Here is a 24101-nt window from a genome sequence, read left to right on the forward strand (position 1 = left end):
TCTCTAAATCTGCTTGGACCGCATTATGGCATATTGGTTGTTTAAAACTGAACCGGACACCTTTTCTATCGACACTTTACGCGTACAAAAGGTTTCATGTTGGGAGGGAGTGCGAAATTATCAGGCAAGAAATATGCTGCGTGATGAGGTTAAAGAGGGCGATTGGGTGATGATTTACCACTCCTCGTGCAAGCAGGTTGGCGTGGCAGGGATCGCGAAAGTGGTTCGTGAAGCCTACCCCGATCATTTTCAGTTTGATTTGAACAGCGACTATTTCGACGTGAAGTCAACGCCAGAAAACCCGCGTTGGATAATGGTCGATGTGGAGTTTGTGCGCAAAACCGAACGGGTGATCCCTTTGGCGGTGTTGAAAGCCATGCCCGAGTTGGAAAACATGCCATTGGTGAAAAAGGGTAATCGCTTGTCGGTGATGCCAGTGACGGAACAAGAATGGCAGGCCATTTTAACCAAAGAAAAACTGCCGAGCCGCCGTTAGTCTTGCCGATGTGCAGCAAGGTTGTCGCAAATGAGTCGCAGGTAAAAATAAAACGGGCAGCGTGACGCTGCCCCGTAGTCATTGATTGTGCCGTATTTACAGCAGATGTTTTTGCAGATAGTGCGCCACGGCATCGTCGGCATTGCTGCCAATGATTTCGTTGTCTGGTAGGGCTTTCTTCACTTTTTCGTGAGAGGTTTCCATCACCAACCCTTTGCCCGCCATCGACAACATTTCCACGTCGTTCATCCCGTCGCCAAAGGCCACACAGTTTTCCAGTGTCAGGCCCAGTGATTCTGCGACCGCTTTCAGCGCGTCCCCTTTTGACACTTCCGCGGCCATCACTTCCAAACACCAAGGCGTTGAGAAGGCAATATTGAGTTGATCGCCAAAGGCTTCACGTAACTGGTTTTCAAAGCCAACCAGATGCTCGTGATCTTGCCCTGGATGGGTGAAGAAGATTTTTGCGATGCCGTCAGTTGGTGCGTTGTCGATATCGTAAACCTTATAGGTAAAGCCCGTCTCTTCATGGAACTTGCGCATCACTTCGTCTTCACGGTTGAGGCGCCACTCTTCGTTTTGATAAAGATGAACGAAGATCTCAGGGTCTTGTTTGACAATATCAATCACAGGTTGCACAAGCTCAGCCGGAACATTTTTGCTGTACATCAGTTGGTCATGCTGGTCATGAACACGAGCACCGTTTGAGGTGATCATGTAGGCGGGAATGCCCACTTGAGCGCGAATGCCGGCCACATCGACATGGTGACGGCCAGTGGCGAAAATAAAGGTGTAACCTTGCTCATGCAGCGCTTTGAGCGTCTGTTTAGAGAATTCGCTGAGTTGGTGATTCGGTGCCAGCAGCGTGCCATCCAGATCGGAAGCAACGATTTTGGTGATCTCTTTGTTTGGCAAGCTCGCAGTCATACGGCCCTCTTATGTCAGTCGGATATGTTCAGGAAACAGGAAACGTTATCGACACAGGCCATTGTCTGAGTCGGTAGAAAGTGACACAACGTCTATCCAGCTTGGATGTCTGTCTAGACGCTGCTCACTAGGGGGATGGTCGCTAGTGTATGTGAAAAGCGGAGAGAAAAAGAGGGTAAATTAAGCTTGCTTGCTTTCCTCTTTCTGCAAAAAGCGGAACATCGCGCTGAGTGCTTGATTACGGAAGTGGTCTTTCTCAAACAACAACTCGTGTTGCGCTCCCTCAATTACCACCAACTCACTTTGCTTATTGGTTTTGTGCAGCTTTTTGAAAAACTGCGACTGTGCTTGATTACTGACGATGCGATCGCCCCCCGCCTGCAACAGCAATACCGGAATGGTGAGTTGGCGCGTCAGCAAAATGCACTGTTTGGCTGCCATTAAGCCTTGCCACACCCAACGGGTGCTCGGGCCACCGACTTGCAGCTCGGGCTTGTCGCGATACAGCTGTCTAAACCATTGATAACGCGCTTGGCTCTGGCTGAGCGGATTATCTTCAAAGGGCTTCTCATAATAGCTTTTGTGTCCCGGCGCATAAGTAGGCGTTGGGTACACGGCGGTGAGAATTTGGCTAACCGCCATGGCCACTGGGCTCAAATACCAAGGGAGATCAATACCAAACATCGGTGCACTGAGCACCAACTTATCAAAACCATGTTGTGGGTGGGTTTGTAAGTAGCGCGTGGCCACAGCACCGCCCATCGAATGAGAAACAATGTGTCGCTGCTGATAAGCGGAGAAATTAAAGTGCGCAATCACGGCTTCCATGTCGAGAATGTAATCATCAAACTCGTAGACGTGACCAATATCAGAGTCTTTCACCAGGCGATCTGATAAACCTTGGCCTCGATGATCGTAGCTGTAGACGTCATAGCCTTGACGGTAGAGATCAAACAGAAGTTCTTGGTACTTCCAAGCAGATTCGATTCTGCCATTCACTACCAGCACCGCCTTTTTGTGTTGCGGGTTGGTCAGCTTACACCAATACAACTGCATCTTATCGCGCGTTTTTAGGAAACCCTCTTGTCGCTGCTGCCATAGGGCAGCGATCGGACCACCTATTGCTTGCTCAAATAAAGCCTCTTGCGTATAAGAGAGAGGTGAGCTGTTATTAACCATTAAATAAATACCTGATCATGCGTTTCTGTTGTCAATGATCAGAGAATTATCGGGGAAATGCAAATGGATACCCATGTTTGGTTGGCGTATGTTGTGACCGCAATCGTTTTCAGTTTGGCACCGGGCTCTGGTACGGTGAACTCGATCAGCAATGGCCTCAGTTATGGCACGCGAAAATCGCTGGCTTCCATTGTGGGGCTGCAAATCGGTTTGGCGGTCCACATTGTTCTGGTTGGGGCGGGCATTGGTGCTTTGGTGGCACAATCGGCGACGGCATTCACAGTGATTAAGTGGGTGGGGGCGGTGTATTTGGTTTGGCTGGGCATTCAAAAATGGCGTGATACGTCAAGCCTTGCGACGGCCTCGCAACAGCATGCCATTTCCAGCACTGCGCTATTGCGTAAAGCGGTGTTGATTAACCTGACCAATCCCAAATCGATCGTCTTTTTGGTGGCGCTGTTTCCGCAATTTATCGATCCAAGCCAAGATCAGGTGACCCAGTTGGCGGTGTTAGGCATGACCACCGTGGTGATTGATGCGTTTGTTATGCTTGGCTACACCACCTTGGCGTCTCAATTGGGGCGTTTTATCCGTTCAGAGAAAGTGATGGGCAAAATAAACAAAGTATTTGGTTCAATGTTTATGGGTTGTGGGGCATTATTAGCAGCTGCAAAATCATAACTACCAGTGATAAATTCACTGGTTAGTCACTGAGCATAAGAATAAAGCACTAAATGAATACCACATACGTCGCACGGCAGCCGATCTTTAATCGGAAGAAACATACCTTAGGTTATGAACTTTTGTTTCGTGACGGAGAGAGCAACGCCTATCCGGTACACATCGAATCAAACCGTGCGACCTATCGCTTGATTGTGGAAAACTTTCTGTCCGTAGGCACCAATCCGGCCATCGCCTCTTCACGCTGTTTTATCAACTTTCCGTATCAAACCTTGATTCGCCGTTTGCCACTCAGTCTGCCGAAAAACAAAGTGGTGATTGAGGTGCTGGAAACGTGTCAGCCAACGGATGAGCTGCTTGACGCGATTCGTGATTTGTATCGCGAAGGCTATGTTATCGCGCTGGATGACTTCACCTTGACCCCGGAATGGCATCGTTTTTTGCCCTATGTGCACATCGTGAAATTGGATGTGATGGATTTGGGGATGGAGAAGGCGTGTGAGTTGGTCAAAGAGCACTTGGCACGGCGCGTGAAATACCATTTCTTGGCAGAAAAAGTGGAAACGGCGGAAGAGTTTGAACTAGCGAAAGAGGCGGGATTTAAATTCTTTCAAGGCTACTTTTTTAGTAAGCCAGAAGTGGTGCAAACGCGTTATGTCAGCCCTGAGCAGACTGTGGCGTTGGAGTTGTTTCGTGAAGTGTGCAAGAGCGAGCCAGATTTTGGCCGCATTGAGCAGATCATTTCGCAAGATGTGGCGTTATCTTACAAACTGTTGCGTTTCGTCAATACTCAGTCGACCCGTCTTGAAGTCACCATCAGTTCGTTTCGCCAAGCACTGATTTACCTTGGGCAAGACAAACTGAAAATGTTCGTCTCTCTGGTGGTGGCGTCTTATGTCTCTACCAACAAGCCACGTGAGTTGTATAACCTCTCGCTACAACGCGCGCAATTTTGTGAGCTGATGTCTCGTCGTCACCCTTTCAGTAAGCATAACGAACAAGGCTTTATGATCGGTTTGCTGTCGATTCTCGATGCGATGATGGATCTGTCGGTGGAGTCTTTGGTCAACCACCTGCCATTGAGCGAAATTGCGAAACAGGCATTACTGTGTCGTGGCGGCGCTTATGGGGCATTGATTGCACTCGAGGAGTGTTTCGAACAGGCAGACTGGCGTGGCATTGAGCAGTGGTGTGAACAACTGGGCTTGTCGATAGAAGAGGTGCGTTACGAATTGGTCGAAGCGCAGCGTTGGTCGCAGGAGTTTGCTCTGATCTAAACTGACACCACGCAATATGAATTTTTGATGACAACTGAGCCGACGCGTTGACGTCGGCTTTGTTTTTTCTCAATATATACGCATATCCATATATGAGAATATAAACATGCTACCACACCAGTTTTTTAAACTGCTTTCTGATGAAACTCGCGTTCGTTGCCTGATGCTGGTGGCACGAGAAGGAAAAATTTGTGTTGGCGAGTTGACGTATGCGCTGCAAGAAAGTCAGCCGAAAGTCTCTCGTCATTTGGCACAGCTGCGAGCCAGCGGGCTATTGGTGGATGAAAGACAGGGTCAATGGGTCTTCTATCGTCTCTCCGATCAGTTGCCGGGTTGGATGAAAAAAATGGTCGATGACCTGATTGCTTCCAACTGTTTAAAGCAAGTTTATCAACAAGATATTGCGCGTCTGCATCAACAAGATCGTGTGGCGTGCTGTTAAATTGAAATTGAATTATTAGGGAATAGACCATGACGATCAAAGTGGGAATTAACGGATTTGGCCGTATTGGCCGCTTGGCAATGCGCGCGGCCTTTGATTGGCCAGAGTTGGAGTTTGTTTTAATTAATGATGTGGCGGGGGATGCCACCACATTGGGCCATTTGTTGGAGTTCGATTCAGTGCAGGGCCGCTGGCACCACGAGGTGACGGTGCAAGGTCAGCAATTGCACATCAATGGCCACGTGATTGAAACCACTCAACAGCGTGAAATCAGTGCGGTGGATTGGTCGGGCTGTGATGTGGTGATTGAGGCGACAGGTGTGCATCGCAAAAGCAGCTTCCTTAATCAATACCTCGAGCAAGGCGTGAAACGCGTGGTGGTCAGCGCTCCAGTGAAAGAAGGGGGCATTGCCAATATTGTAGTGGGCGTGAACGACGAGATCTTTAACCCAGAGCAGCATCGCATTGTGACCGCAGCCTCGTGCACCACCAACTGCATTGCACCAGTGGTGAAAGTGATTCACGAGAAACTCGGTATCGAACAAGCATCGTTTACCACCATTCATGATCTCACCAACACGCAAACCATTCTTGATGCGCCGCACAAAGATCTGCGTCGTGCCCGTGCCTGCGGCATGAGCTTGATCCCGACGACCACAGGCAGTGCCACGGCGATTGTGGAAATTTTCCCAGAGCTGAAAGATCGCATTAACGGTCACGCGGTGCGCGTTCCTCTAGCGAATGCTTCACTGACCGATATTATTTTTGATGTGAAGCGTGATACCACGGCTGAGGAGGTCAACGCATTACTCAAAGCAGCCTCGCAAGGGGAGTTAAACGGCATTCTTGGTTTTGAAGAGCGCCCATTGGTGTCGATTGATTATCGCGGCGATCAACGCTCAACCATCGTCGATGCCCTTTCTACCATGGTGGTGGGCACGCGCATGGTGAAGATTTACGCTTGGTATGATAACGAAATGGGCTACGCGACCCGTACCGCAGAGCTGGTGCGTAAAGTAGGAGCGGCATAATGGAAACGTCAATCATCAACCACCCGGTTTGGCAATTGGACCTACCGTCTGGCGCATTGGTCTTAACGCCTTGCCCTGGCACCAAAGGGGTCGATTTACACTCGTCATTGCAACAGTTGGCGGACAGCGGCGTACAAGCCGTTGTCACGGCGCTGGGCGATGCGGAACTGGCGAGTAAAGAAGTCGCAGAGCTTGGCCCGTTGGTCGTCGAGCTCGGCATGCGTTGGTATCAAATCGAAATCGAAGATGACTGCGCGCCAGATGAGACCTTTGCCGCGCATTGGCAGCAAGCCAGTCCAGAGCTGCAAGCCATTCTTCGTGATGGTGGCAAAGTGGCGCTGCACTGCATGGGTGGCTCTGGTCGCACCGGATTGTTCGCCGCCCATTTGCTGCTAGAGCAAGGTTGGGCATTGGGCGACATTATTCGTGAAGTACAAGCCTTGAGGCCCGGCGCCTTCACGCGAGAGGTGCAGTTGAGCTACATCGAATCTGTGGCAAACGCACAGTGAGCAGCCATTAGGGCTTTTGGATCATCATGATCCAAAAGCCTGTTAACCTGTACACAGAGGGCTAATAATGATCGCTCAACTGAGCAAAAGTGTCCGCCAATACATGCTGGTCACGTTTAACTATTGGAACTTTACCTTAACCGATGGGGCACTGCGCATGCTGGTGGTGCTCTATTTCCACGACCTTGGTTACTCGGCGCTGGCGATTGCCTCGCTGTTTTTGTTTTACGAGTTTTTTGGCGTGGTGACCAACTTGATTGGTGGATGGTTGGGGGCAAGGCTCGGTCTCAATAAGACCATGAACATCGGCTTGGCCATGCAAATCATCGCGTTGCTGATGTTGGCTGTCCCCGCCGCTTGGCTGACGATTCCTTGGGTGATGGCCGCGCAAGCACTCTCTGGCATTGCCAAAGATTTGAATAAGATGAGTGCCAAAAGCGCCATCAAAACCTTAGTGCCGGACGAGCAGCAAGGCGCATTGTTCAAGTGGGTAGCCATTCTGACGGGGTCGAAGAATGCCTTAAAAGGGGCGGGCTTTTTCCTCGGTGGTCTCTTATTGGCCGTTTTCGGTTTTCAATACGCAGTACTCGCCATGGCGGGGGGACTTACCTTAGTGTTGATTGGCAGTTTGGTTAGCCTAGAGTCGGAAATGGGCAAAGCGAAAAACAAGCCGAAGTTTAATGAGATTTTCTCCAAATCGGCGCCTGTCAACATTCTCTCCGCTGCTCGCCTTTTTCTCTTTGGTGCGCGAGATGTCTGGTTTGTGGTGGCACTGCCCGTTTATCTTGGTAGTGTGTTTGGTTGGGATCACCTTTGGGTTGGTGGCTTTCTTGCCTTATGGGTAATGGGGTATGGCGTTGTGCAAGGTATCGCGCCGCGCATTACAGGGAAGGCGCAAGGTCGGGTGCCTGATGGTCGTAGTGCTTTTTACTGGGTCGCGCTATTGGCATTGCTGACAGGAGCCATTGCCTATGCGGTGCAACAAGCGTGGCATCCTCAGCAAGTGATCGTGATTGGCCTGTTGCTATTTGGGGCGGTGTTTGCGATTAACTCTTCCCTTCACTCGTATCTGATTGTCAGTTATGCCAAAGGCGATGGCGTCTCATTGGATGTGGGTTTTTACTATATGGCTAATGCCATGGGACGTTTGATCGGCACACTATTGTCGGGGTGGATCTATCAAGAACTCGGTTTGGCTGCTTGCTTGTGGGTCTCATGCTTCTTCTTGGCTTTGACGACGTTAATTTCAATCAAGCTCCCTCGCTTTGCAGCGAAAACCGCTTGATCGCAGTGTGTGAATTCTAACCAAAAGCTGACGCATGATTTCATGTGTCAGCTTTTTTTATTGCTATAGTCAAAACCATGAAAAGCAAGAGGATAGAGAATGCGCGAAAGAGTTCAGTTTTTTGATTTGCTACGATGTGTCGCGGCGGTGGCCGTGATCGCCATTCATGTGCTTGCGCCTTATCGTCATGAGTTAGGGGAGATTCCTTTTGATCAATGGGTGACGGCCGTTGGCATCAATGGCATTTCTCGTTGGGCGGTACCGGTTTTTATTCTTATCACTGGCGCCCTGATGCTCAGTGACACTCGGCCATTTGATCTGCCTTATTATGCTCGTCGTCGTTTAGGTAAGGTGCTGATCCCTTTTCTCTTTTGGTCGTTGTTCTATGCGCTCCTCTCTGGTTTGAGTGCGAGCGGTTTTGATAGCAGCAAAGTGACAGAAGTGCTCAGCAGCAGCCCAGAGCATGCCACCTACTACCATCTTGGTTTCTTCTATTATTTTATTCCGCTCTATTTTGTGATTCCGATGTTCCAGTGGCTTGTTCGCCAGCAACGTCAGGACATCCTCTATCTTTTTACCGCGTTGTGGTTGTTCACCACTGTGTTGTATCTGGCGGGCATCGATGGCCCTTGGAGCTACGAGCTATGGCTGTACAGTGGCTACCTTCCTCTTGGCTACCTGCTCTTTAGCAAAGTCCCGAATCAACGCTCAGTGGTCGTTGAGGCGGTGCTTCTGGGGGGAATGGCATTGGCTGTCACGGTGACTATGGTGGTGAGTAATAGCCTTGCTGCAGGGGAATACACCGTCGGGCGTTGGCTGTCGTATAAAACCATTAATGTGGTATTGGCCGCGTCGATGGTGTTTGTGCTGTGTCGCTCTGTGGGCGAGCGGTTGTCGGCTCAATGGCAAAAGTGGGTGGCGTTGATCAGCCGCCACAGTTTAGGCATCTATTTATTGCATCCTATTTTTCTATGGCCAATGAAAGAGTTGGGCTGGTATCAGGGTCATCCTGCGTGGGTGATCCCGTTATGGGTCGTGCTGAGTGGGGCGGGTGCCTTAGCGTTGAGTTATCTATTTTCGCTCTCCGCTAAGACACGTTGGTTGTTGCCTTAGCGCTTCAGGGCAAAGTGAAGAAACTTGTCGCCCTTGTAGGTGAGTTCCCCTTTATCGCCGGGGTTAAGAGCGTGGAAATAGTGCACACCGACCTGAAACTCGCGTTTGGGTCCGAGTGTGCCACGTTGTACGTAGATCCAATACTCTTGATCGTCTTCGCCAGGTTGCGCGTCGGCAATAGCGATGACCTGTTTATCAAGCACAGTGACCTGTACTTTTTGTTCTGGGGCGTTATTGCCTTGAATATGAATACGATAGAAACGAACGAAGAGCCAGCCACCAATAGCAATCAATGCGAGTACGGCAAAAACAAAGGAAATAGGCATGATGACCTCCAATCTGAATGAGTGTCTCATTTTACAGAACCTAGTTGCCAAACAAGGGGTTGCCAGTAGCGAATCGTGATCTAGAGATAAGAGACGATAAAATTTTCGGCGCATATCACATTCTATATGCGTATGAGAGCACAATTTTGAGCCTATGCGGATAACTTGGCTCGAAATGTGAATCAAACTGTAGAAGAATAGAATGAAACAAACACTCGAACGAAAGGAGGGCACGATGTCAGAAATCGAACAAGTGGTCACTCGTACCCGCAGATTAGAGACTTTGTTGCGCACTCAATATCATGCTGAAGGTAAAGGGTTGCATCAGCTTGTGACGAGCTGTGAAGAACGCCTGCCACATGACGTGATTGGTAAGCTCCGTTTTATTGCGACGATACGCAATAAAGTCGTGCATGAAGATCATTATCAGTTGGACGACAAACAGAGTTTTTTGGCGGCATGTGATGAGTGTGAAAAAGAACTGACACCAAGAAGTGGCCGATTTATCTGGCGTGTGGCGATTTTACTGATGCTGTCCATGACATTGGGGGCGATGGCTTTTTACTACGCGAACTGGGATGTACTTAGCCAACATTTAAAATAATGGCCGACTGGAGAAAAATGCACTGAGGCAATCCACGGAGCACGCAGTGAGATGTGAACTGAACGTTTGGTCTTGCCATGTCTAATCTGTGTATGAAAGACAATAAAAAACGGGATGCGAAAGCATCCCGTTTTTTATTTAGATTCTGAAACTTAGTACATCATTGGTAGTGTCATTAAACCAACGATAACTGCGATCATTACCAGTCCTTGCTTTTGAGAAGAAGACATCACAACACTACCTCCATAAACGGTTGATGAACTCTATGTGTGCAATATAGCATCGATTTTAAGGCTTGATCAATAGATCTTTTTAAATCTCTTTAAAAAAATAACTTAACTATGAATAATTGACCACGATGTAGCAATAAAACAGTGTTTTTTGACTGCTTTCTTTATGCTCTTATTTGTGTTTTTCTTATGGTTTGCGTTTTAACTTGATGTTTTATATTGGTTTTTTATTAGTGTGATATTGCTCAAATAGTGTTTAGTGCTCTTTGTCTGGTGTTGGTGGTTCTTGGTGCTGTTTTGGCTTAATAGTCATGTTTTTTGATGGTCTTGTTTGAAATTTGAGAAAGTCAATAGAGGCTATGTAGGGGATTTATCATTGGATGAGAAAACAATGATGTGATTAGTGGTCTATTCTGGTTGTACCAGATTGAGTTCGGCTTTTCTTTTCTTTTGTGGTTTAACTATTTGATTTTGTTTTTATTTATAATGTTTTAATCTGCTTTTTTATTTTGTTTTTTCACTCTGTTGTTATTCATTATCCTCTGATAATGTCCGATTTATTTTGCTTTGAGTTGGTTTAACGTTTGCTTTCTGTGTTTTGTCACGCTTTTTATCGAGAAGCTCTGAATTTAAAACGCGTTGCTGTGAGTAGATACTGTAAACTTGCAGTTTTGCTCTAAGCTCTGGCTTGCTTCACAATAAGCAGTGATTCGCAATCAAGATCCAACTTTCGCCTTTTACTGCTTTACATAATCCTCTTGCTACCTAGACTAGCCGCGTAACAAAGAGAAGGGTAATACAGATGTGGAGTTGGCTAGCGATAGGCTTATCTGGAATGACATCCGTTTTGGGTGCTCGTCAAGCGAGTCCATTTCAGTCACTGTTTTTTAAAGTGTTCACTCTGGTGTTGTTATTGATCTTGGTGCTGACCCAAGGGCCAGATTCTGCGCACAGCCATTGGATTGCCGCAGGCTTGTTAGTGTCGATTTTTGCCGACACGCTCCATTCTTTGAAATCAAAAAAAACGCTCTATTTTTCAGGTTTTCTCCTCGCGCAGCTTTGTTACAGCAAATCTTTCTGGTTACAGCTCAATGGTGACATCGTTTGGTGGCTCCTTGCCTTACTGTTGGCAGCGAGTATCGTGGCGTTTTTCTTACTCCTTCCTCAATTGGATTCCTTGGTTTTTCCCGTCGTGATTATGGGCATTATGCTGGTGCAGTTGGCTTGGGCTGCTGGAGAAGTGTGGCTCCAAGCAAGCAACTTCTCCAATGCGATCGGTTTTGCTGGAACGTTAGTCATGATTTATTCTGCTCTGGCGTATGCGATTCACGGCTATCGAAAACCGATGAAGCGTGCCTATGTTTGGGTGTCGGGCAGTTATTTTGTCGCACATGCTTTGATCGTGGCTTCTATCATCTATTGAGCTGTTTTAGGTCAAAACACGATTTTTATAAAAGGTTAAGCTGGGGGTCACTTGACGTGTTACAGGACGCTTAATCCATGAATGATATCCATGCTCACAATCTTCTTCATCTCCTTAAAGAACAGCCGATGGACCGTGCAGAATTGCTCGCGCATTTCGGTGGCGAAACCCGTTTTCATACGTGCAAGTTGCAAGGGCTCGACTTGGACTCACTGCTGAGCTTTTTGTTGGAACGAGAAAAAATCAGTGAGCAGCAAGGAAAATTCTGTGTGAATCTGGCGCGAATCTGCAATCACTAAAGACGCATTCCTTTAGGAGCGAGTCGTTTGGTTGCTCGCTTCTCTCCCTAGTAACGAGCTCATTTTATGCCAGGGCTCGCCCGACTCTGCCTCCCAACGCCATTTGGTATATACTCTCGCCATTGTTGTATTTTGAGAGCACCTATGGACATTCTTGCTGCAGCCACCATGCTGTTCCTTATCATGGACCCGTTGGGGAATCTTCCCATTGTTTTATCTATCTTGAAGCACATTGATGCTAAGCGACGTCGCAAGGTATTGATTCGTGAGTTACTGTTTGCCCTCCTCATTTTGATGTTATTCCTATTTGCGGGGCAGAGCATTATGAAGTTCCTTCAGGTGGAACCGGAAACGCTCAGTATCTCGGGTGGCATTATCTTGTTTATTATCGCAATTAAGATGATCTTCCCCAGTGCAGGCAGCATTACCGGTTTGGCGGCCGGTGAAGAGCCCTTTATTGTGCCAATGGCGATACCTATGATTGCTGGGCCTTCTGTGATCGCAGCGTTGCTGCTGCTTTCTTCACAGCATCCAAATAACTTAACTGATTTGTCGATTGCCGTGCTGATCGCGTGGTTTGCGACCTTCATCATTTTAATGTTCTATAGCTTTTTCCACCGTATTCTGGGTGAGCGCGGCTTAAAGGCGGTTGAACGTTTGATGGGATTGTTGCTTGTGATGATTTCGACCCAGATGTTCCTCAATGGCGTTAAAAGTTATATGGGCGTTGTGAGTTAAATGAGGATGGTCAGCTAACCTGAATGATGGGATAAAACAATGCCGCTCTTGGGAGCGGCATTGTTATTTCTGACGGGAAAGAATCACATCATATATTTGCGTCGAATATCGAGCAGGGCAAAAATACCAAATATCAGGATGGAATTCTTTTCCCAGCGCGTCATGGTAATTTTGTCACCAAAGGCGCCGACGAAGATCAGCATTTGCAGTCCATGCATGATGAACAAAAATGCCGTCATGATATAGAGCACGATGGCGGCGTTACCTGGAAATGGTGACACAATATTAACCAACAGGATTAACCACACAAATGAGATGGCGGCTTTCGCTAAAAATAACAGTGCTTTCATTCCAAGATCCTTTGCTAACTATTGGCGTTCATAGAGGCGATAGCTGACCTGCCCAGCGGTTTTTTCTCGATGCAAATGCCAAGAAGCTGGCAGCGCTTCAACCTGTAACTCTTTTTCTGTCTCAATATAAATCATGGCGTCCTCTGCCAGCCAGCCATTTTGCTCCAGCAAAGTCACGGCTTCGGCGAGGAGTCCTTGGCGAAATGGTGGATCAATAAACACCACGTGATGCGGCGTGCCTTGCTGCTTAAGGAATTGCAGTGCATCGCCTTGAATCACTTTGATGTTATTGGCCTTTAGCGCTGTGACATTTTGTTGCAATTGCGCAAACGCCTTGGGGTTTAACTCCAACATGGTGACTTGCTCTGCCTGACGTGATGCCGCTTCAAAACCTAAGCCGCCAGAGCCGGCAAACAGATCCAAACAGCGAGCGTGAGGGATATCCTGTGCGAGCCAGTTAAACAGCGTTTCTTTGACTCGATCGGTGGTCGGGCGTAAGCCTTCGGCGTCATGCACGGGCAGCTTTCGCCCTCGCCAAAGGCCACTAATGATGCGTACACAGCCAGTTGTTGGCTTATTTTGTGATGTGTTTTGCTGGCGACGTCTTACCATAGATTTTTTGACCGCTAATAAAGTGTTACTATAGCCAATCGCCCAGGCCTAAAGCCTGGATATTGCCCAGAATTTGATAGTGACAAAGTGTACCATTATTCCGCTGAGAAAAACGGATCACATGCGTATACCAGTCGCGATTGTGTCTTTGTCTGTGTACCAGCAAAGATTCAACCCAGTATAAGAAACCAGGATATCTCCCGATGACGGAAAAGAAAAAGCGCGGATTATTATCGTGGCTTGGCTTTGGTGACGATGACCAAGTAAAACAACCAGAGCCTGCACAATCAGAAGAGGTGATCAGCGAGTCTGACGAAAAAACCGTAGAGAGCGTTGAACCGATTGTCAGCCAAGAAGTGGTTGAAGAGGTTGCGGTAGAGCCAATCAGCGAATCAGAAGCTGAAGAGCCCGTTGAAGTGACACCGGTGGTGGTTGAAGCGCCGCGTGTGCAAGAACAAGAAAAACCAACAGAAAGCTTTTTTGCGCGCCTAAAACGCAGCTTGAGTCGTACGAAAGCCAATATCGGCGCTGGTTTCTTTGGCCTATTTAAAGGCAAGAAAATCGATGATGAGCTGTTTGAAGAGCTGGAAGAACAGCTACTCGTTGCGGATGTGGGTATGGATACCACGTTGAAAATCATCGAAAACTTAACAGAAAAAGCGTCTCGCCGTGACTTAAAAGATGGTGAGGCTCTGTATGGTTTGCTCAAAGAAGAGATGGCGGAGATCCTCACTAAGGTTGAGCAACCATTGCAAGTGGACAGCAGCAAAACCCCTTACGTTATCCTGATGGTTGGGGTAAATGGCGTGGGTAAAACCACTACCATTGGTAAGTTGGCGAAACAGTTCCAAAATCAAGGTAAGAAAGTGATGTTGGCGGCGGGCGATACTTTCCGTGCAGCGGCTGTTGAGCAGTTGCAAGTGTGGGGCGAGCGTAACAATGTCCCAGTGATTGCACAGCATACTGGCGCAGACAGTGCATCGGTGATTTATGATGCGATTGAAGCCGCCAAAGCGCGTGGCGTTGATGTGGTGATCGCCGATACTGCGGGTCGCTTGCAAAACAAGAGCAACTTGATGGAAGAGCTGCGCAAAATTGTTCGAGTGATGAAGAAAATCGACGACTCCGCGCCGCATGAAATCATGTTGACCTTGGATGCAGGCACTGGTCAAAACGCCATTAGCCAAGCGAAACTGTTTAGCGATGTCGCGCCGATCACCGGGATCACCTTGACCAAACTGGATGGCACAGCGAAAGGCGGCGTGATCTTTGCTATTGCCGATCAGTTTAACATTCCTATTCGTTACATCGGTGTGGGGGAAGGGATTGAGGATCTCCGCCCGTTTGAAACCCAAGAATTTATCGACGCGCTATTTAGTCGAGAAGAGTAAGCATTAGAGAGGAATAACCGGTGATCCGATTTCAGCAGGTAAGTAAAGCCTATCGTGGCGGCCGTCAGGCCCTGCAAAAAGTCGACTTTCATTTACGTCGTGGCGAAATGGCATTTTTAGGTGGACACTCAGGTGCCGGTAAAAGTACCTTGCTGAAATTGATCTGTGCCATTGAGCGGCCTACTGATGGGCGCATTAGCTTCAATGGCCATGACATCACACGCATTCCGAATAAAGACGTGCCATTTTTGCGTCGCAATATCGGCATTGTTTTCCAAGATCACCGCTTACTGATGGATCGCAGTGTTTACGACAATGTGGCACTGCCGATGCGCATTGAATCCATCTCAGAGAATGAGATAAAACGCCGAGTCTCGGCGGCTCTCGACAAAACCGGGCTGCTTGATAAAGCCCGCTGTTTGCCTAGCCAGCTGTCTGGTGGTGAACAGCAACGTGTCGGCATCGCTCGCGCCGTGGTTAATCGCCCAACCTTATTGTTGGCCGATGAACCAACAGGCAACCTGGACCCTGAGTTGTCCAACCGAGTGCTGCGTTTGTTTGAAGAGTTCAATCGTGCTGGCGTGACTATTTTATTGGCGACACACGACATCAACTTGGTCAACTCTCGTCCTCAGTATCGTCATTTCGAACTTAACCAAGGTTTTCTCAGTGAGGTAGAAGATTATGGCCGCGAATAAACGCCTTAAAAAGCCAGCGAGCAAATCGACCTCGAATCGCCCTAAGACAGACGGTTTTGTTTCGATTCATATCAAACAAGCCAAAGCTTCCTTCAAAGCGATCTGGCATCGCCCGCTGGGGAATATTCTGACCTTAGCGGTCATCTCCATGGCATTAGCCATGCCTGCCTGTTTGTATTTGCTTGGTAAAAACATTGCCGTTGCCACGTCGCATGTCACGTCACCTGCACAAGTGAGCGCCTACTTGCGTGAAGGCGTACCAGAAGCTCGAGTCATGGTGCTCAAAGATGAATTGGAAACGCAGCAAGATGTTGAATTGGTGGAGTACATTTCTCCGCAGCAAGGCTTGGAGCATCTCAGCCAATATTCCGGTTTTGACCAAGCGTTAAGCTTACTGGAAGATTATGCCCTGCCAGGTGTCTTGGTGATCACCCCTGCGGTGGAAGAGAACAACGCCATCAAAGCGTTGGCGCAACAACTGCGCCAAGAAGAAGACATTACGGATGTGCGTCTAGACGAAGATTGGTTAACACGGCTAGATGCAATAAAAACGGTCGCGACAATTATTGTCATGACCTTGACACTGTTAATGTTGGGTGCTGTATTTTTAATCGTTGGCAACACCTTGCGCTTTAATGTGCTCGCCAATAAAGAAGAAATTCAAACCATGAAACTCATTGGTGCGACAGACAACTTTATTCTGCGCCCCTACTTATATTCAGGAATGTGGTTTGGTTTACTTGGCGCGGTATCGGCGTGGTGTTTTACCGCGTTGATTACAGTGTTGTTGAATGGCGCCGTTGCGGATCTCGCGGCTTTATATGACAGCCAATTTCGTCTTATTGGCCTAAGCTGGGATGAATCCTTGTTGCTTGTGATGACAGGGACCTTCTTAGGTTGCGTGGCGGCAAAAGTATCGGCGCAGCGCCATTTAAAAGAAATTGAACCTGTTTAAGTGATGCGGGTCTTATAGTAGGCAATCGTCGCAAAGAATCAAATTTGATTGACTTGTATAGACGATTTGTTTATGGATAATTGCTAACCCTGCTTGAAACTGATTCATCTTCAGTTCAAGATAATGGCGCTAATTTGCAATGTATAACTCCAGATCAGAGATTGATGAGGAATTGAATGACAACTCAAGCGTATCCGATGGCACTAGTAACGCAAGATAGCCTTGATGGCTACATTCGCTCGGTGAACAGCTACCCAATGCTGACCGCAGACGAAGAACGTGATCTAGCTGAACGTCTACACTACAAAGGCGAAATTGAAGCGGCAAAAGGGCTGATTCTCTCTCACCTGAGATTCGTTGTTCACGTTGCCCGCGGTTATTCTGGCTATGGTTTGCCAATGGCTGACTTAGTGCAAGAAGGCAATATTGGTCTCATGAAGGCGGTAAAACGTTTCAACCCAGAAGTTGGGGTGAGGCTGGTTTCTTTCGCGGTTCACTGGATCAAAGCGGAAATTCACGAATACGTACTACGTAATTGGCGTATTGTGAAGATCGCGACCACCAAAGCGCAGCGTAAGTTATTCTTCAATCTACGTAAGTCGAAAAAACGTCTTGGTTGGTTTAACAACGGTGAAGTCGAAACCGTGGCTCGTGAGTTGGGTGTAGAACCGGCAGAAGTGCGAGAAATGGAATCGCGTTTGGCGGCGGTCGATTCGACCTTTGATTTGCCGAATGAGGAAGACGATTCTACCTCGGTATCAACCGCTCCAGTCCTTTATCTGGAAGACAAATCTTCAGATGTGGCGGATAACCTAGAAGCGCAAAACTGGGAAGCTCACACCAATAACCGTCTTGCGATGGCATTGGCTAGCCTTGATGAGCGTAGCCAACATATTGTTCGCTCACGTTGGTTGGACGATGATAAAGCCACGCTGCAAGATCTCGCGGAAATGTATGGTGTTTCTGCGGAGCGAATCCGTCAGCTTGAAAAGAACGCGATGAAGAAACTGAAGATGGCTGTTGGCGAGATTTAGTTCTCTTACCAAACCACTTAGAATCAGCAAAAGCCGAGATCAATGATCTCGGCTTTTTTGTTGCCTGTGACAACATCATGGTGAGTATTTTTGATCGAAATCGAGTTACGAAAATGATCACGAAATGATGCTTAGCCTGTGAATAACTCTGTGAAGTAATTATTTATCAACTGTTCGAAAGCTGGATGAAATCAGGGCTTGAAGGGGAATTTCTTTTGGGGATAGTTATAAAACTACACACAGAAAGATCAAGATCCTTACTACATGTAGTGGATCAATTTTCACGCAGACACTTTATCAACGCAATCCACAGATTTATCCACAAGTGATGAAGAAATAGACGTCATTCAAAGACCAGAAGAACTGTGTGTCTAAGTTTGGCTCTGGATAGGTTACAATCCCAGCAGAACAAAATAACGAAAATGAGAAAGTATATGGAACAGTTCAAGCATATTGATGTACAAGGCGCGCACGCGCTCATCAGCCGTGGAGAAGCACGTTTGGTGGATATTCGTGACCCGCAATCTTTTGCTGTGGCTCATGCCCAGTCGGCCTTTCATCTAACCAATGATTCGATCGTAAACTTCATGCAGCAGGTGGAGTTTGAACAGCCTGTTTTGGTGATGTGTTACCACGGCATCAGCAGTCAAGGGGCGGCTCAGTACCTAGTCAATCAAGGTTTTGAAGAGGTGTACAGTGTTGATGGTGGTTTTGAAGCTTGGCATCGCGCCAGTTTGCCCGTTGAAGCAAGCTGATCCCGTTAGAAGAGAAGGGTTTTTGCCTAACGGCCTTTGATGTGGAAGAATGAGGTCAGATTTTTCGTCTAACTGAGGTTTCTCTATGCAGCGTCTTATTGTGTTGAATAATCCAAGGATGGCGCAGGCTTTTATCGACTACATGGCGTCTCGACAAATTGATTTGCGAATGATGCCTGAGGGTGAAGGGCAGTTTGCCTTATGGCTGATGGACGATCAGCATTGGGTTGAAACCGAAGCAGAGCTCAAACAGTTTTTGGTGAATCCTGGTGACAGTAAATACAGCGCTGCATCTTGGGACATGGCAGAAACGCGCAAGACTCAGTTCAGTTACCGAAGTCCCAGTTTACTGGCGATGGTGAAAGCAAAAGCAGGTCCTGTCACCATGGCGGTGATGGTCGCCTGTGTGGCGGTTTACGTGTTCATGATGTTGGGCTGGGAAAGCCCGCTTTTAAGTGCGATGCATTTTCCTGCGGAAGCCGCGCAACAATGGCAACTATGGCGTTGGGTGAGCCACGCTCTGCTGCACTTCTCTGTGACCCACATTGTGTTTAACTTACTGTGGTGGTGGCAGTTTGGTGGCGACATTGAACAGAGATTGGGTAGCGGTAAACTACTGCAAATCTTTGTCATTTCGGCCGCACTCTCTGGCGCTGGTCAGTTTTGGGTTGAAGGGGCCAATTTTGGTGGCTTATCTGGCGTGGTTTATGCCTTGCTCGGTTACGCTTGGATTTTAGGTTATCGCGTGCCTCATCTCGGCTTGTCGGTCCCTAGGCCCGTGGTCGCTTTTATGCTGGTATGGCTCATTCTTGGTTACGTTCAACCTTTTATGGCGATTGCCAATACTGCCCATCTCGTGGGTTTGTTGTCTGGGATGGGGCTGGCCTATCTCGATTCCACCAAGCAAAAACATCAAAAAGCGGCCTAGGCCGCTTTTTGCTTTATAACGTCAACAGAATCAGCCGAGCTGAACATGCTACTGATAGAGGTATTTGGTAAACAGCAGGTCAGCAATGACGGTTTTGCCCGTTTCTGGCAATAAGATCTCATTGAGTTTTTCGACCAAATGCTTACGCAAATCTTCACGCCCAGCCAGTGATTTCACCGTGTCTTCACTTTGCTGACCGAGCAATTCGACTACTGCGTCTCTGATCAGCGGCTGATGGTGTTCGACCAACGCCAAATCCGCATTGCTCATGACCATGATGTCGATGCGCACTTGGATGTAACCCAGTTTCTTGCCTTTGGTATAAAAGTTGGTGGTGAGGTCTGGCTCAAGGGTGAAATACGCAAGTTGAGGGCCAGTCTGTTCTTCTTCCGCATGCAAAGGTAAAGAAAAGAGCAAGCTGAAGGCGATAATTATTTGGGCTATATAACGTTTGTACATATTTCTGACTTTTCTTTCTTCTGATCACGATACTCGAAACGCTTTTGTCTTGTTACAATAGGCGGTCCAAATGTCACTATAAGTTATTACAATCTTTACGGTGGCTCATTACCGTAAAGTGACGCTTTATTGTACGCACAACGCGACTAAAAGCTACTAATTGAATACTAGTATGAATCAGCCAAACTCGCTCTATCTTGCTTTGTTAACAGAAGCAAAATGGCAAAATCCTGAAGATTTTCACTTTTCTAGTGACTTTGCTAAGCACTGGTTACTGGAGCAAGGCTCCTTGTCTCGCCGTTTAGCGCGTCATTGCCAACATCTGACCGTTGAGTTGATGCGCAATGAAAAAAGTGGTGTAGGCCAATTAACAATGCAAGAGACTCAGGGATTATCCCCTGAGATTTGCTTGATCCGAGAGGTGGTGCTATCCGGTGATCAAACACCGTGGGTGCTGGGAAGAACGTTGATCCCTGAAACCACCTTAGCTGATCAGCCCTACGACTTAGCCACGCTGGGTGATATTCCTTTGGGTCTCACCGTGTTTAGTGCAGAGCAAGTTGAACGTGATGCATTGCAAGTGGCTTGGATTGAAACGCCGCAAGGGCGTTTACTCGCCAGACGTTCTCGTTTATGGATGAACCACAAACCGATGTTAGTGGCAGAACTGTTTTTACCTGATGCACCGATTTACTCCAGGGAGAGTGTGTAAATGTCAGTAGAAAAGGCCAAGGCGTATTGGCAACTGATGAGGATGGACCGACCAATTGGCACGTTACTGTTGCTTTGGCCAACCTTGTGGGCGTTGATCATTGCTGCGGAAGGGACGCCCGATTGGCATGTTTTGCTGGTTTTTGTGTTGGGCGTGGTGTTGATGCGCAGTGCTGGTTGCGTGATCAATGACTTTGCCGATCGTAAAGTGGATGGTCATGTTAAGCGCACTCAGCAGCGACCTCTGCCTTCAGGTCGCGTGACGGCGAAAGAAGCGATCATTCTGTTTTTGCTGTTAGGGATCAGCTCGTTTTTGTTGGTATTGACCATGAACCCACTCACCATCCAGCTCTCATTTGCCGGTATCGTGTTGGCGTTCATTTACCCTTTTATGAAGCGCTATACCCATCTGCCGCAATTGTTTCTTGGCTTGGCGTTTAGCTGGGCAATCCCGATGGCGTGGGCCGCGCAGGCCAATGAGTTGCCTTGGGTGGTGTGGTTTGTGTTTGCGATTAATGCGTTGTGGACCATTGCGTACGATACCCAATATGCGATGGTCGATCGCGATGATGACATCCACATTGGTGTTAAATCGACGGCGATTTTGTTTGGCCGTCACGACAAGTTAATCATCGGCATGTTGCAATTGCTAACGCTAGTGATGCTGGTTTGGCTTGGCTTGCATTACCAATTGGGGCAAAGTTTTTATTGGAGTGTGCTGGCCGCTGGTGCGCTGTTTGTATATCAGCAGCATTTGATCCGTCATCGTCAGCGAGAGTTGTGTTTCCAAGCGTTTCTCAATAATAACTATGTCGGGATGGTGCTGGCGCTCGGGTTATTTGTCGCGTTTTGGTAAACCGCGCTGAGTTCACTTAGCACTCGTTGCACAGAAAAAGAAAAACAAAGGCATCCACTGGATGCCTTTGTTTTATTCGATGCTGGCTTACGCCGATTTGAGCTGGAAGACACTCTCTTCAATCGTGAGCTTCACTTCCGGGTAGAGCAAGGCGTAGAGCAAAGTGGCAAACTGTGCGGTTTTCTCGCTGTCGCAGTTGCCGTCACTATCAAGGTAGCCTTGCTGTTTTAACGTGCTAAACAGAGAGGCGAACACACCTTTGTCGAAGTACTCCGGCGCATTGATGCCATGTAAGCGAGTCAAACGTTGAGCGATATCTTGGCTCTTTTGTTCCAAATCCGCTTTCGCCAATTCAGGATTGGAGACCAGCAGGTTGAAGGCAATCGAGTAGCGCTGAAGCGTTTCAGAGATGGTTCGACCGAGCAAGACAAGCGTTAAGGTATTCGCTTGATTTTTCGCAACCTTATCATCTTTCAGGCTGATCAGATCCTGCGATACCAACTCATTTAGCACTTTCACAACCAGTTCATCGAGATCTTCTTCTTTGTGGCTCAAGAACAGTTCCGCTTTCAGGAATGGGTAAATCTCCGCCACTTGTTGCTGGATTTGGCTCACGGTTAGATTTTCCTGGCGAATGATCATCTGTGCAATCAGCGATGGCAGCGCGAACAAGTGAATGATGTTGTTGCGGTAGTAGGTCATCAAGATCGACTGATTACGATCGAGCGAAATGATGTCGCCCATGGTGTCGGTTTCGATGACAAACTTATCCAATGAAATCGCGTGTTCCACCAGAGTTTCCGCGCTTTCGGAAGGCACAGTATAAGTCTTTGAGTACGGTACGTTCTTCAAGAGCTGTAAATAGCACTCAATCTGATGAATCAGGGAATCTTTAGAAAGCGCACGCTGACGTGAGGCAAGTAATGCGGTGGCACACAAGGTCAACGCGTTCGCGGCCGCAGCGTCGTTAATGTGCGTCATCATCTTGTTCGCCAACTGGTTCACCACTGGATTGATCCATTGAGGTCGGCTTGCACCCATTGGGTCGATGTCTTTGGTCCACTCAGGGGCATGCTCGTTGAGGTATTGGTTGAGCGGAATAGGCTCACCAAAGTTGACATAACCCAAGCCAAAGTTACGCAGTTTGCGCAGCGTGCGCAGCACAAGACCCGCGTTTTCTTTCTCTTTACGTTTACCACGCAACTCTTTGGCGTAGGTTGCTACTTCCATCACGTGCTCGTAGCCAATGTAAACGGGCACTAAGGTGACTGGGCGATTTAGCCCACGCAGCATCGCTTGAATGGTCATTGCCAACATGCCAGTTTTGGCTGGCAGTAAACGACCCGTGCGCGAGCGGCCACCTTCTGAGAAGTATTCTACCGAGTAACCTTTGGCAAAGAGCTCTGCCAAATATTCGCGGAAAATGGTCGAATAAAGACGATTGCCTTTGAAGCTACGACGAATAAAGAACGCCCCACCGCGGCGGAAAATCGGACCCGCAGGGAAGAAGTTGAGGTTTATGCCCGCGGCAATATGCGGCGGCACCATCCCTTCGTGATAAAGCACGTAAGAGAGTAATAGGTAGTCCATGTGGCTGCGATGGCAAGGCACATACACAATCTCATGACCATCTTGCGCTAGACGACGCACCGTCGCGGCGTTGTTGATGTTAAGCCCCTGATAGAGCTTGTTCCAAAGCCATCCCAGCAAGCGATCGCCTTGTTTCACCAAGGAGTAGGAGAAGTCTGCTGCAATCTCATCCATGATGTCTTGCGCTTCTTTACGCGCTTTCTCCATCGAGATGTTTTTGCTTTTTGCTTCTTCCTCAATCGCTTGCTCAATGGCTGGCGATTTCATCAAACGAGCGAACAGAACTTGGCGTGAAGGCAAGTCCGGGCCAGAAGCCGCCAGTTTTTGACGCGAGAAGTGAATGCGTGCTACGCGCGCCAACTTGTGGGCAATCGAGCTATCGGTGCCGTGTGATTGCGCCATGTAACGCAGTGATACCACAGGACTAAAGCGCACAAGGCAATCACGGCCGGCGGTGATCACCGCTTTGGCTTTTTGCAGGCCATTCATCGCTTGTAGGTAAGGCTTATTGTTGCCCTCTTTACCCGGTTTACGCCCCCACAATACAGTGGCAGGGATCACCTGAACATCCAGTTCGCTGTCTTCCGCGTGCAGTGTCAGCAGTTCAGAAAAGAGTGCGATGGAGTCACTTGGCACATCGTTATCGCTTTGAACCAAGGTTGGTCGAGAGGCGATAAACACATAACGTTTGAGTGATTTGCCATGAATCTCAAGCGGAGAAAGTGGATCGGGTAATCCTAACTCGAGTGCATGTTTTTGGAGCGTTAATAAGTCCACGGCCGAGCGAAACGGCAGGGCATAAACAATCGGCTTATTAATATCGATATGGTGATCGTCGATTGGATTAGAAGGAATTGCAGTGCCTTTTACCAACGCCGACAGCGGTAGCTTCAGTAATGAATGTGAAAATGATTGTCCTGAAGACATATAGGTTCACAGCCTCAATAGAATTCAAACATACCCAAACTTATTTCTGTTACTGAATGATTCCAGTAATAGGAATAAATCTGAGCGATAATTTTTAAGCGGCAAGGATACCAGAACTGGTCAAACCTTTTAACTTAATTGAGTATGGATTAGACGAATTTCCTTAAATTGCGTTGAACCGAGCGAGTCAAGCGCGGCGTTTTAAACACAAATGTTCAGCAAAAAGAGAGAAGAAATTAAAAAACAATCAATTGGGTTTCCATTTGTACAATTAC

General features: G+C 47.9%; 27 protein-coding genes. 20 read left to right on the forward strand and 7 right to left on the reverse strand.

Going from position 1 to position 24101, the window contains the following annotated elements; all coding sequences use genetic code 11:
* Nucleotides 1–25: 25 nt before the first annotated feature.
* Nucleotides 26–496 carry an EVE domain-containing protein gene (locus AOT11_RS07460; RefSeq protein ID WP_026050293.1) on the forward strand — a complete coding sequence of 157 codons (471 nt, stop codon included), beginning with the start codon at nucleotides 26–28 and terminating at the stop codon, nucleotides 494–496.
* Between the two features lie 96 nt (nucleotides 497–592).
* Here the strand turns inward: AOT11_RS07460 and AOT11_RS07465 are convergent, their stop codons facing one another.
* Both AOT11_RS07465 and AOT11_RS07470 read right to left on the reverse strand, forming a co-directional pair.
* Entirely contained in the window at nucleotides 593–1423 is an 831-nt protein-coding gene (locus AOT11_RS07465) for a Cof-type HAD-IIB family hydrolase (protein WP_017420397.1), read from the reverse strand.
* A 180-nt stretch (nucleotides 1424–1603) separates the two neighbouring features.
* Nucleotides 1604–2602, reverse strand: coding sequence for an alpha/beta fold hydrolase (locus AOT11_RS07470; RefSeq protein ID WP_017420396.1), 999 nt, complete (start codon nucleotides 2600–2602; stop codon nucleotides 1604–1606).
* Nucleotides 2603–2665: 63 nt separating this feature from the next.
* On the opposite strand from AOT11_RS07470, the gene rhtB reads away from it, so the two are divergent.
* From rhtB to AOT11_RS07505, 7 genes are all read left to right on the forward strand, one after another.
* Nucleotides 2666–3283: a homoserine/homoserine lactone efflux protein gene (rhtB, locus tag AOT11_RS07475; RefSeq protein WP_026050294.1), complete on the forward strand. Its 618-nt coding sequence runs from the start codon at nucleotides 2666–2668 to the stop codon at nucleotides 3281–3283.
* 53 nt (nucleotides 3284–3336) lie between these two features.
* Entirely contained in the window at nucleotides 3337–4560 is a 1224-nt protein-coding gene (locus AOT11_RS07480) for an EAL and HDOD domain-containing protein (RefSeq protein WP_017420394.1), read from the forward strand.
* A gap of 106 nt (nucleotides 4561–4666) precedes the next feature.
* Complete coding sequence (locus tag AOT11_RS07485) at nucleotides 4667–5002, forward strand: metalloregulator ArsR/SmtB family transcription factor (protein WP_017420393.1); 336 nt, start codon at nucleotides 4667–4669, stop codon at nucleotides 5000–5002.
* Between the two features lie 29 nt (nucleotides 5003–5031).
* Nucleotides 5032–6033 carry an ArsJ-associated glyceraldehyde-3-phosphate dehydrogenase gene (locus tag AOT11_RS07490; protein ID WP_017420392.1) on the forward strand — a complete coding sequence of 334 codons (1002 nt, stop codon included), beginning with the start codon at nucleotides 5032–5034 and terminating at the stop codon, nucleotides 6031–6033.
* Nucleotides 6034–6047: 14 nt separating this feature from the next.
* Nucleotides 6048–6542 carry a phosphatase domain-containing putative toxin gene (locus AOT11_RS07495; RefSeq protein WP_026050295.1) on the forward strand — a complete coding sequence of 165 codons (495 nt, stop codon included), beginning with the start codon at nucleotides 6048–6050 and terminating at the stop codon, nucleotides 6540–6542.
* A 67-nt stretch (nucleotides 6543–6609) separates the two neighbouring features.
* Entirely contained in the window at nucleotides 6610–7827 is a 1218-nt protein-coding gene (gene arsJ / locus AOT11_RS07500; RefSeq protein ID WP_017420390.1) for an organoarsenical effux MFS transporter ArsJ, read from the forward strand.
* A 99-nt stretch (nucleotides 7828–7926) separates the two neighbouring features.
* Entirely contained in the window at nucleotides 7927–8940 is a 1014-nt protein-coding gene (locus AOT11_RS07505) for an acyltransferase (RefSeq protein ID WP_017420389.1), read from the forward strand.
* Here the strand turns inward: AOT11_RS07505 and AOT11_RS07510 are convergent.
* Nucleotides 8937–9266: a DUF2500 domain-containing protein gene (locus tag AOT11_RS07510; RefSeq protein ID WP_017420388.1), complete on the reverse strand. Its 330-nt coding sequence runs from the start codon at nucleotides 9264–9266 to the stop codon at nucleotides 8937–8939. The two genes, AOT11_RS07505 and AOT11_RS07510, sit on opposite strands and share 4 nt — an antisense overlap.
* 235 nt (nucleotides 9267–9501) lie before the next feature.
* Here AOT11_RS07510 and AOT11_RS07515 point away from each other — a divergent pair, with 235 nt between their 5' ends.
* From AOT11_RS07515 to AOT11_RS07535, 4 genes are all read left to right on the forward strand, one after another.
* Entirely contained in the window at nucleotides 9502–9870 is a 369-nt protein-coding gene (locus AOT11_RS07515; protein WP_026050296.1) for a hypothetical protein, read from the forward strand.
* Nucleotides 9871–10902: 1032 nt separating this feature from the next.
* Complete coding sequence (locus tag AOT11_RS07525; RefSeq protein ID WP_017420386.1) at nucleotides 10903–11523, forward strand: lysoplasmalogenase; 621 nt, start codon at nucleotides 10903–10905, stop codon at nucleotides 11521–11523.
* Nucleotides 11524–11600: 77 nt separating this feature from the next.
* Nucleotides 11601–11822, forward strand: coding sequence for a YecH family metal-binding protein (locus AOT11_RS07530; protein ID WP_017420385.1), 222 nt, complete (start codon nucleotides 11601–11603; stop codon nucleotides 11820–11822).
* Between the two features lie 144 nt (nucleotides 11823–11966).
* Nucleotides 11967–12560, forward strand: coding sequence for a YhgN family NAAT transporter (locus tag AOT11_RS07535; RefSeq protein ID WP_026050297.1), 594 nt, complete (start codon nucleotides 11967–11969; stop codon nucleotides 12558–12560).
* A gap of 83 nt (nucleotides 12561–12643) precedes the next feature.
* Here the strand turns inward: AOT11_RS07535 and AOT11_RS07540 are convergent, their stop codons facing one another.
* Together AOT11_RS07540 and rsmD are read right to left on the reverse strand one after the other, a co-directional pair.
* Nucleotides 12644–12910 carry a DUF1145 domain-containing protein gene (locus AOT11_RS07540; protein ID WP_017420383.1) on the reverse strand — a complete coding sequence of 89 codons (267 nt, stop codon included), beginning with the start codon at nucleotides 12908–12910 and terminating at the stop codon, nucleotides 12644–12646.
* Nucleotides 12911–12928: 18 nt separating this feature from the next.
* Complete coding sequence (rsmD, locus tag AOT11_RS07545; protein WP_017420382.1) at nucleotides 12929–13522, reverse strand: 16S rRNA (guanine(966)-N(2))-methyltransferase RsmD; 594 nt, start codon at nucleotides 13520–13522, stop codon at nucleotides 12929–12931.
* A gap of 203 nt (nucleotides 13523–13725) precedes the next feature.
* Here rsmD and ftsY point away from each other — a divergent pair, with 203 nt between their 5' ends.
* The 6 genes from ftsY (at nucleotide 13726) to glpG (ending at nucleotide 19283) form a co-directional block, all read left to right on the forward strand.
* Nucleotides 13726–14913: a signal recognition particle-docking protein FtsY gene (gene ftsY, locus AOT11_RS07550; RefSeq protein WP_026050298.1), complete on the forward strand. Its 1188-nt coding sequence runs from the start codon at nucleotides 13726–13728 to the stop codon at nucleotides 14911–14913.
* Nucleotides 14914–14933: 20 nt separating this feature from the next.
* Nucleotides 14934–15611 (forward strand): cell division ATP-binding protein FtsE, encoded by a 678-nt coding sequence (gene ftsE, locus AOT11_RS07555; RefSeq protein ID WP_011079167.1) that lies wholly within the window; start codon nucleotides 14934–14936, stop codon nucleotides 15609–15611.
* On the forward strand, nucleotides 15598–16566 hold the full coding sequence (gene ftsX, locus AOT11_RS07560; protein ID WP_011079168.1) for a permease-like cell division protein FtsX: 969 nt from the start codon (nucleotides 15598–15600) through the stop codon (nucleotides 16564–16566). The genes ftsE and ftsX overlap by 14 nt, the downstream gene beginning before the upstream one ends.
* Before the next feature lie 176 nt (nucleotides 16567–16742).
* The gene (gene rpoH, locus AOT11_RS07565; protein WP_017420381.1) at nucleotides 16743–17600 is read left to right on the forward strand and encodes an RNA polymerase sigma factor RpoH; all 858 of its coding nucleotides are present in this window, start codon (nucleotides 16743–16745) and stop codon (nucleotides 17598–17600) included.
* Nucleotides 17601–18034: 434 nt separating this feature from the next.
* Entirely contained in the window at nucleotides 18035–18355 is a 321-nt protein-coding gene (gene glpE / locus AOT11_RS07570; protein ID WP_011079170.1) for a thiosulfate sulfurtransferase GlpE, read from the forward strand.
* Between the two features lie 85 nt (nucleotides 18356–18440).
* The gene (glpG, locus tag AOT11_RS07575; RefSeq protein WP_017420380.1) at nucleotides 18441–19283 is read left to right on the forward strand and encodes a rhomboid family intramembrane serine protease GlpG; all 843 of its coding nucleotides are present in this window, start codon (nucleotides 18441–18443) and stop codon (nucleotides 19281–19283) included.
* Nucleotides 19284–19331: 48 nt separating this feature from the next.
* Here the strand turns inward: glpG and AOT11_RS07580 are convergent, their stop codons facing one another.
* Entirely contained in the window at nucleotides 19332–19742 is a 411-nt protein-coding gene (locus tag AOT11_RS07580; protein WP_011079172.1) for a flagellar basal body-associated protein FliL, read from the reverse strand.
* A gap of 172 nt (nucleotides 19743–19914) precedes the next feature.
* Between AOT11_RS07580 and AOT11_RS07585 the strand changes: the two genes are divergently transcribed.
* Together AOT11_RS07585 and ubiA are read left to right on the forward strand one after the other, a co-directional pair.
* Nucleotides 19915–20454: a chorismate lyase gene (locus tag AOT11_RS07585; RefSeq protein WP_026050299.1), complete on the forward strand. Its 540-nt coding sequence runs from the start codon at nucleotides 19915–19917 to the stop codon at nucleotides 20452–20454.
* Entirely contained in the window at nucleotides 20455–21309 is an 855-nt protein-coding gene (ubiA, locus tag AOT11_RS07590; protein ID WP_017420378.1) for a 4-hydroxybenzoate octaprenyltransferase, read from the forward strand.
* Between the two features lie 87 nt (nucleotides 21310–21396).
* Here the strand turns inward: ubiA and plsB are convergent, their stop codons facing one another.
* Complete coding sequence (gene plsB / locus AOT11_RS07595; protein ID WP_017420377.1) at nucleotides 21397–23826, reverse strand: glycerol-3-phosphate 1-O-acyltransferase PlsB; 2430 nt, start codon at nucleotides 23824–23826, stop codon at nucleotides 21397–21399.
* Nucleotides 23827–24101: the final 275 nt, after the last annotated feature.

This window comes from Vibrio vulnificus NBRC 15645 = ATCC 27562, from assembly GCF_002224265.1.
Lineage (GTDB): Bacteria > Pseudomonadota > Gammaproteobacteria > Enterobacterales > Vibrionaceae > Vibrio > Vibrio vulnificus.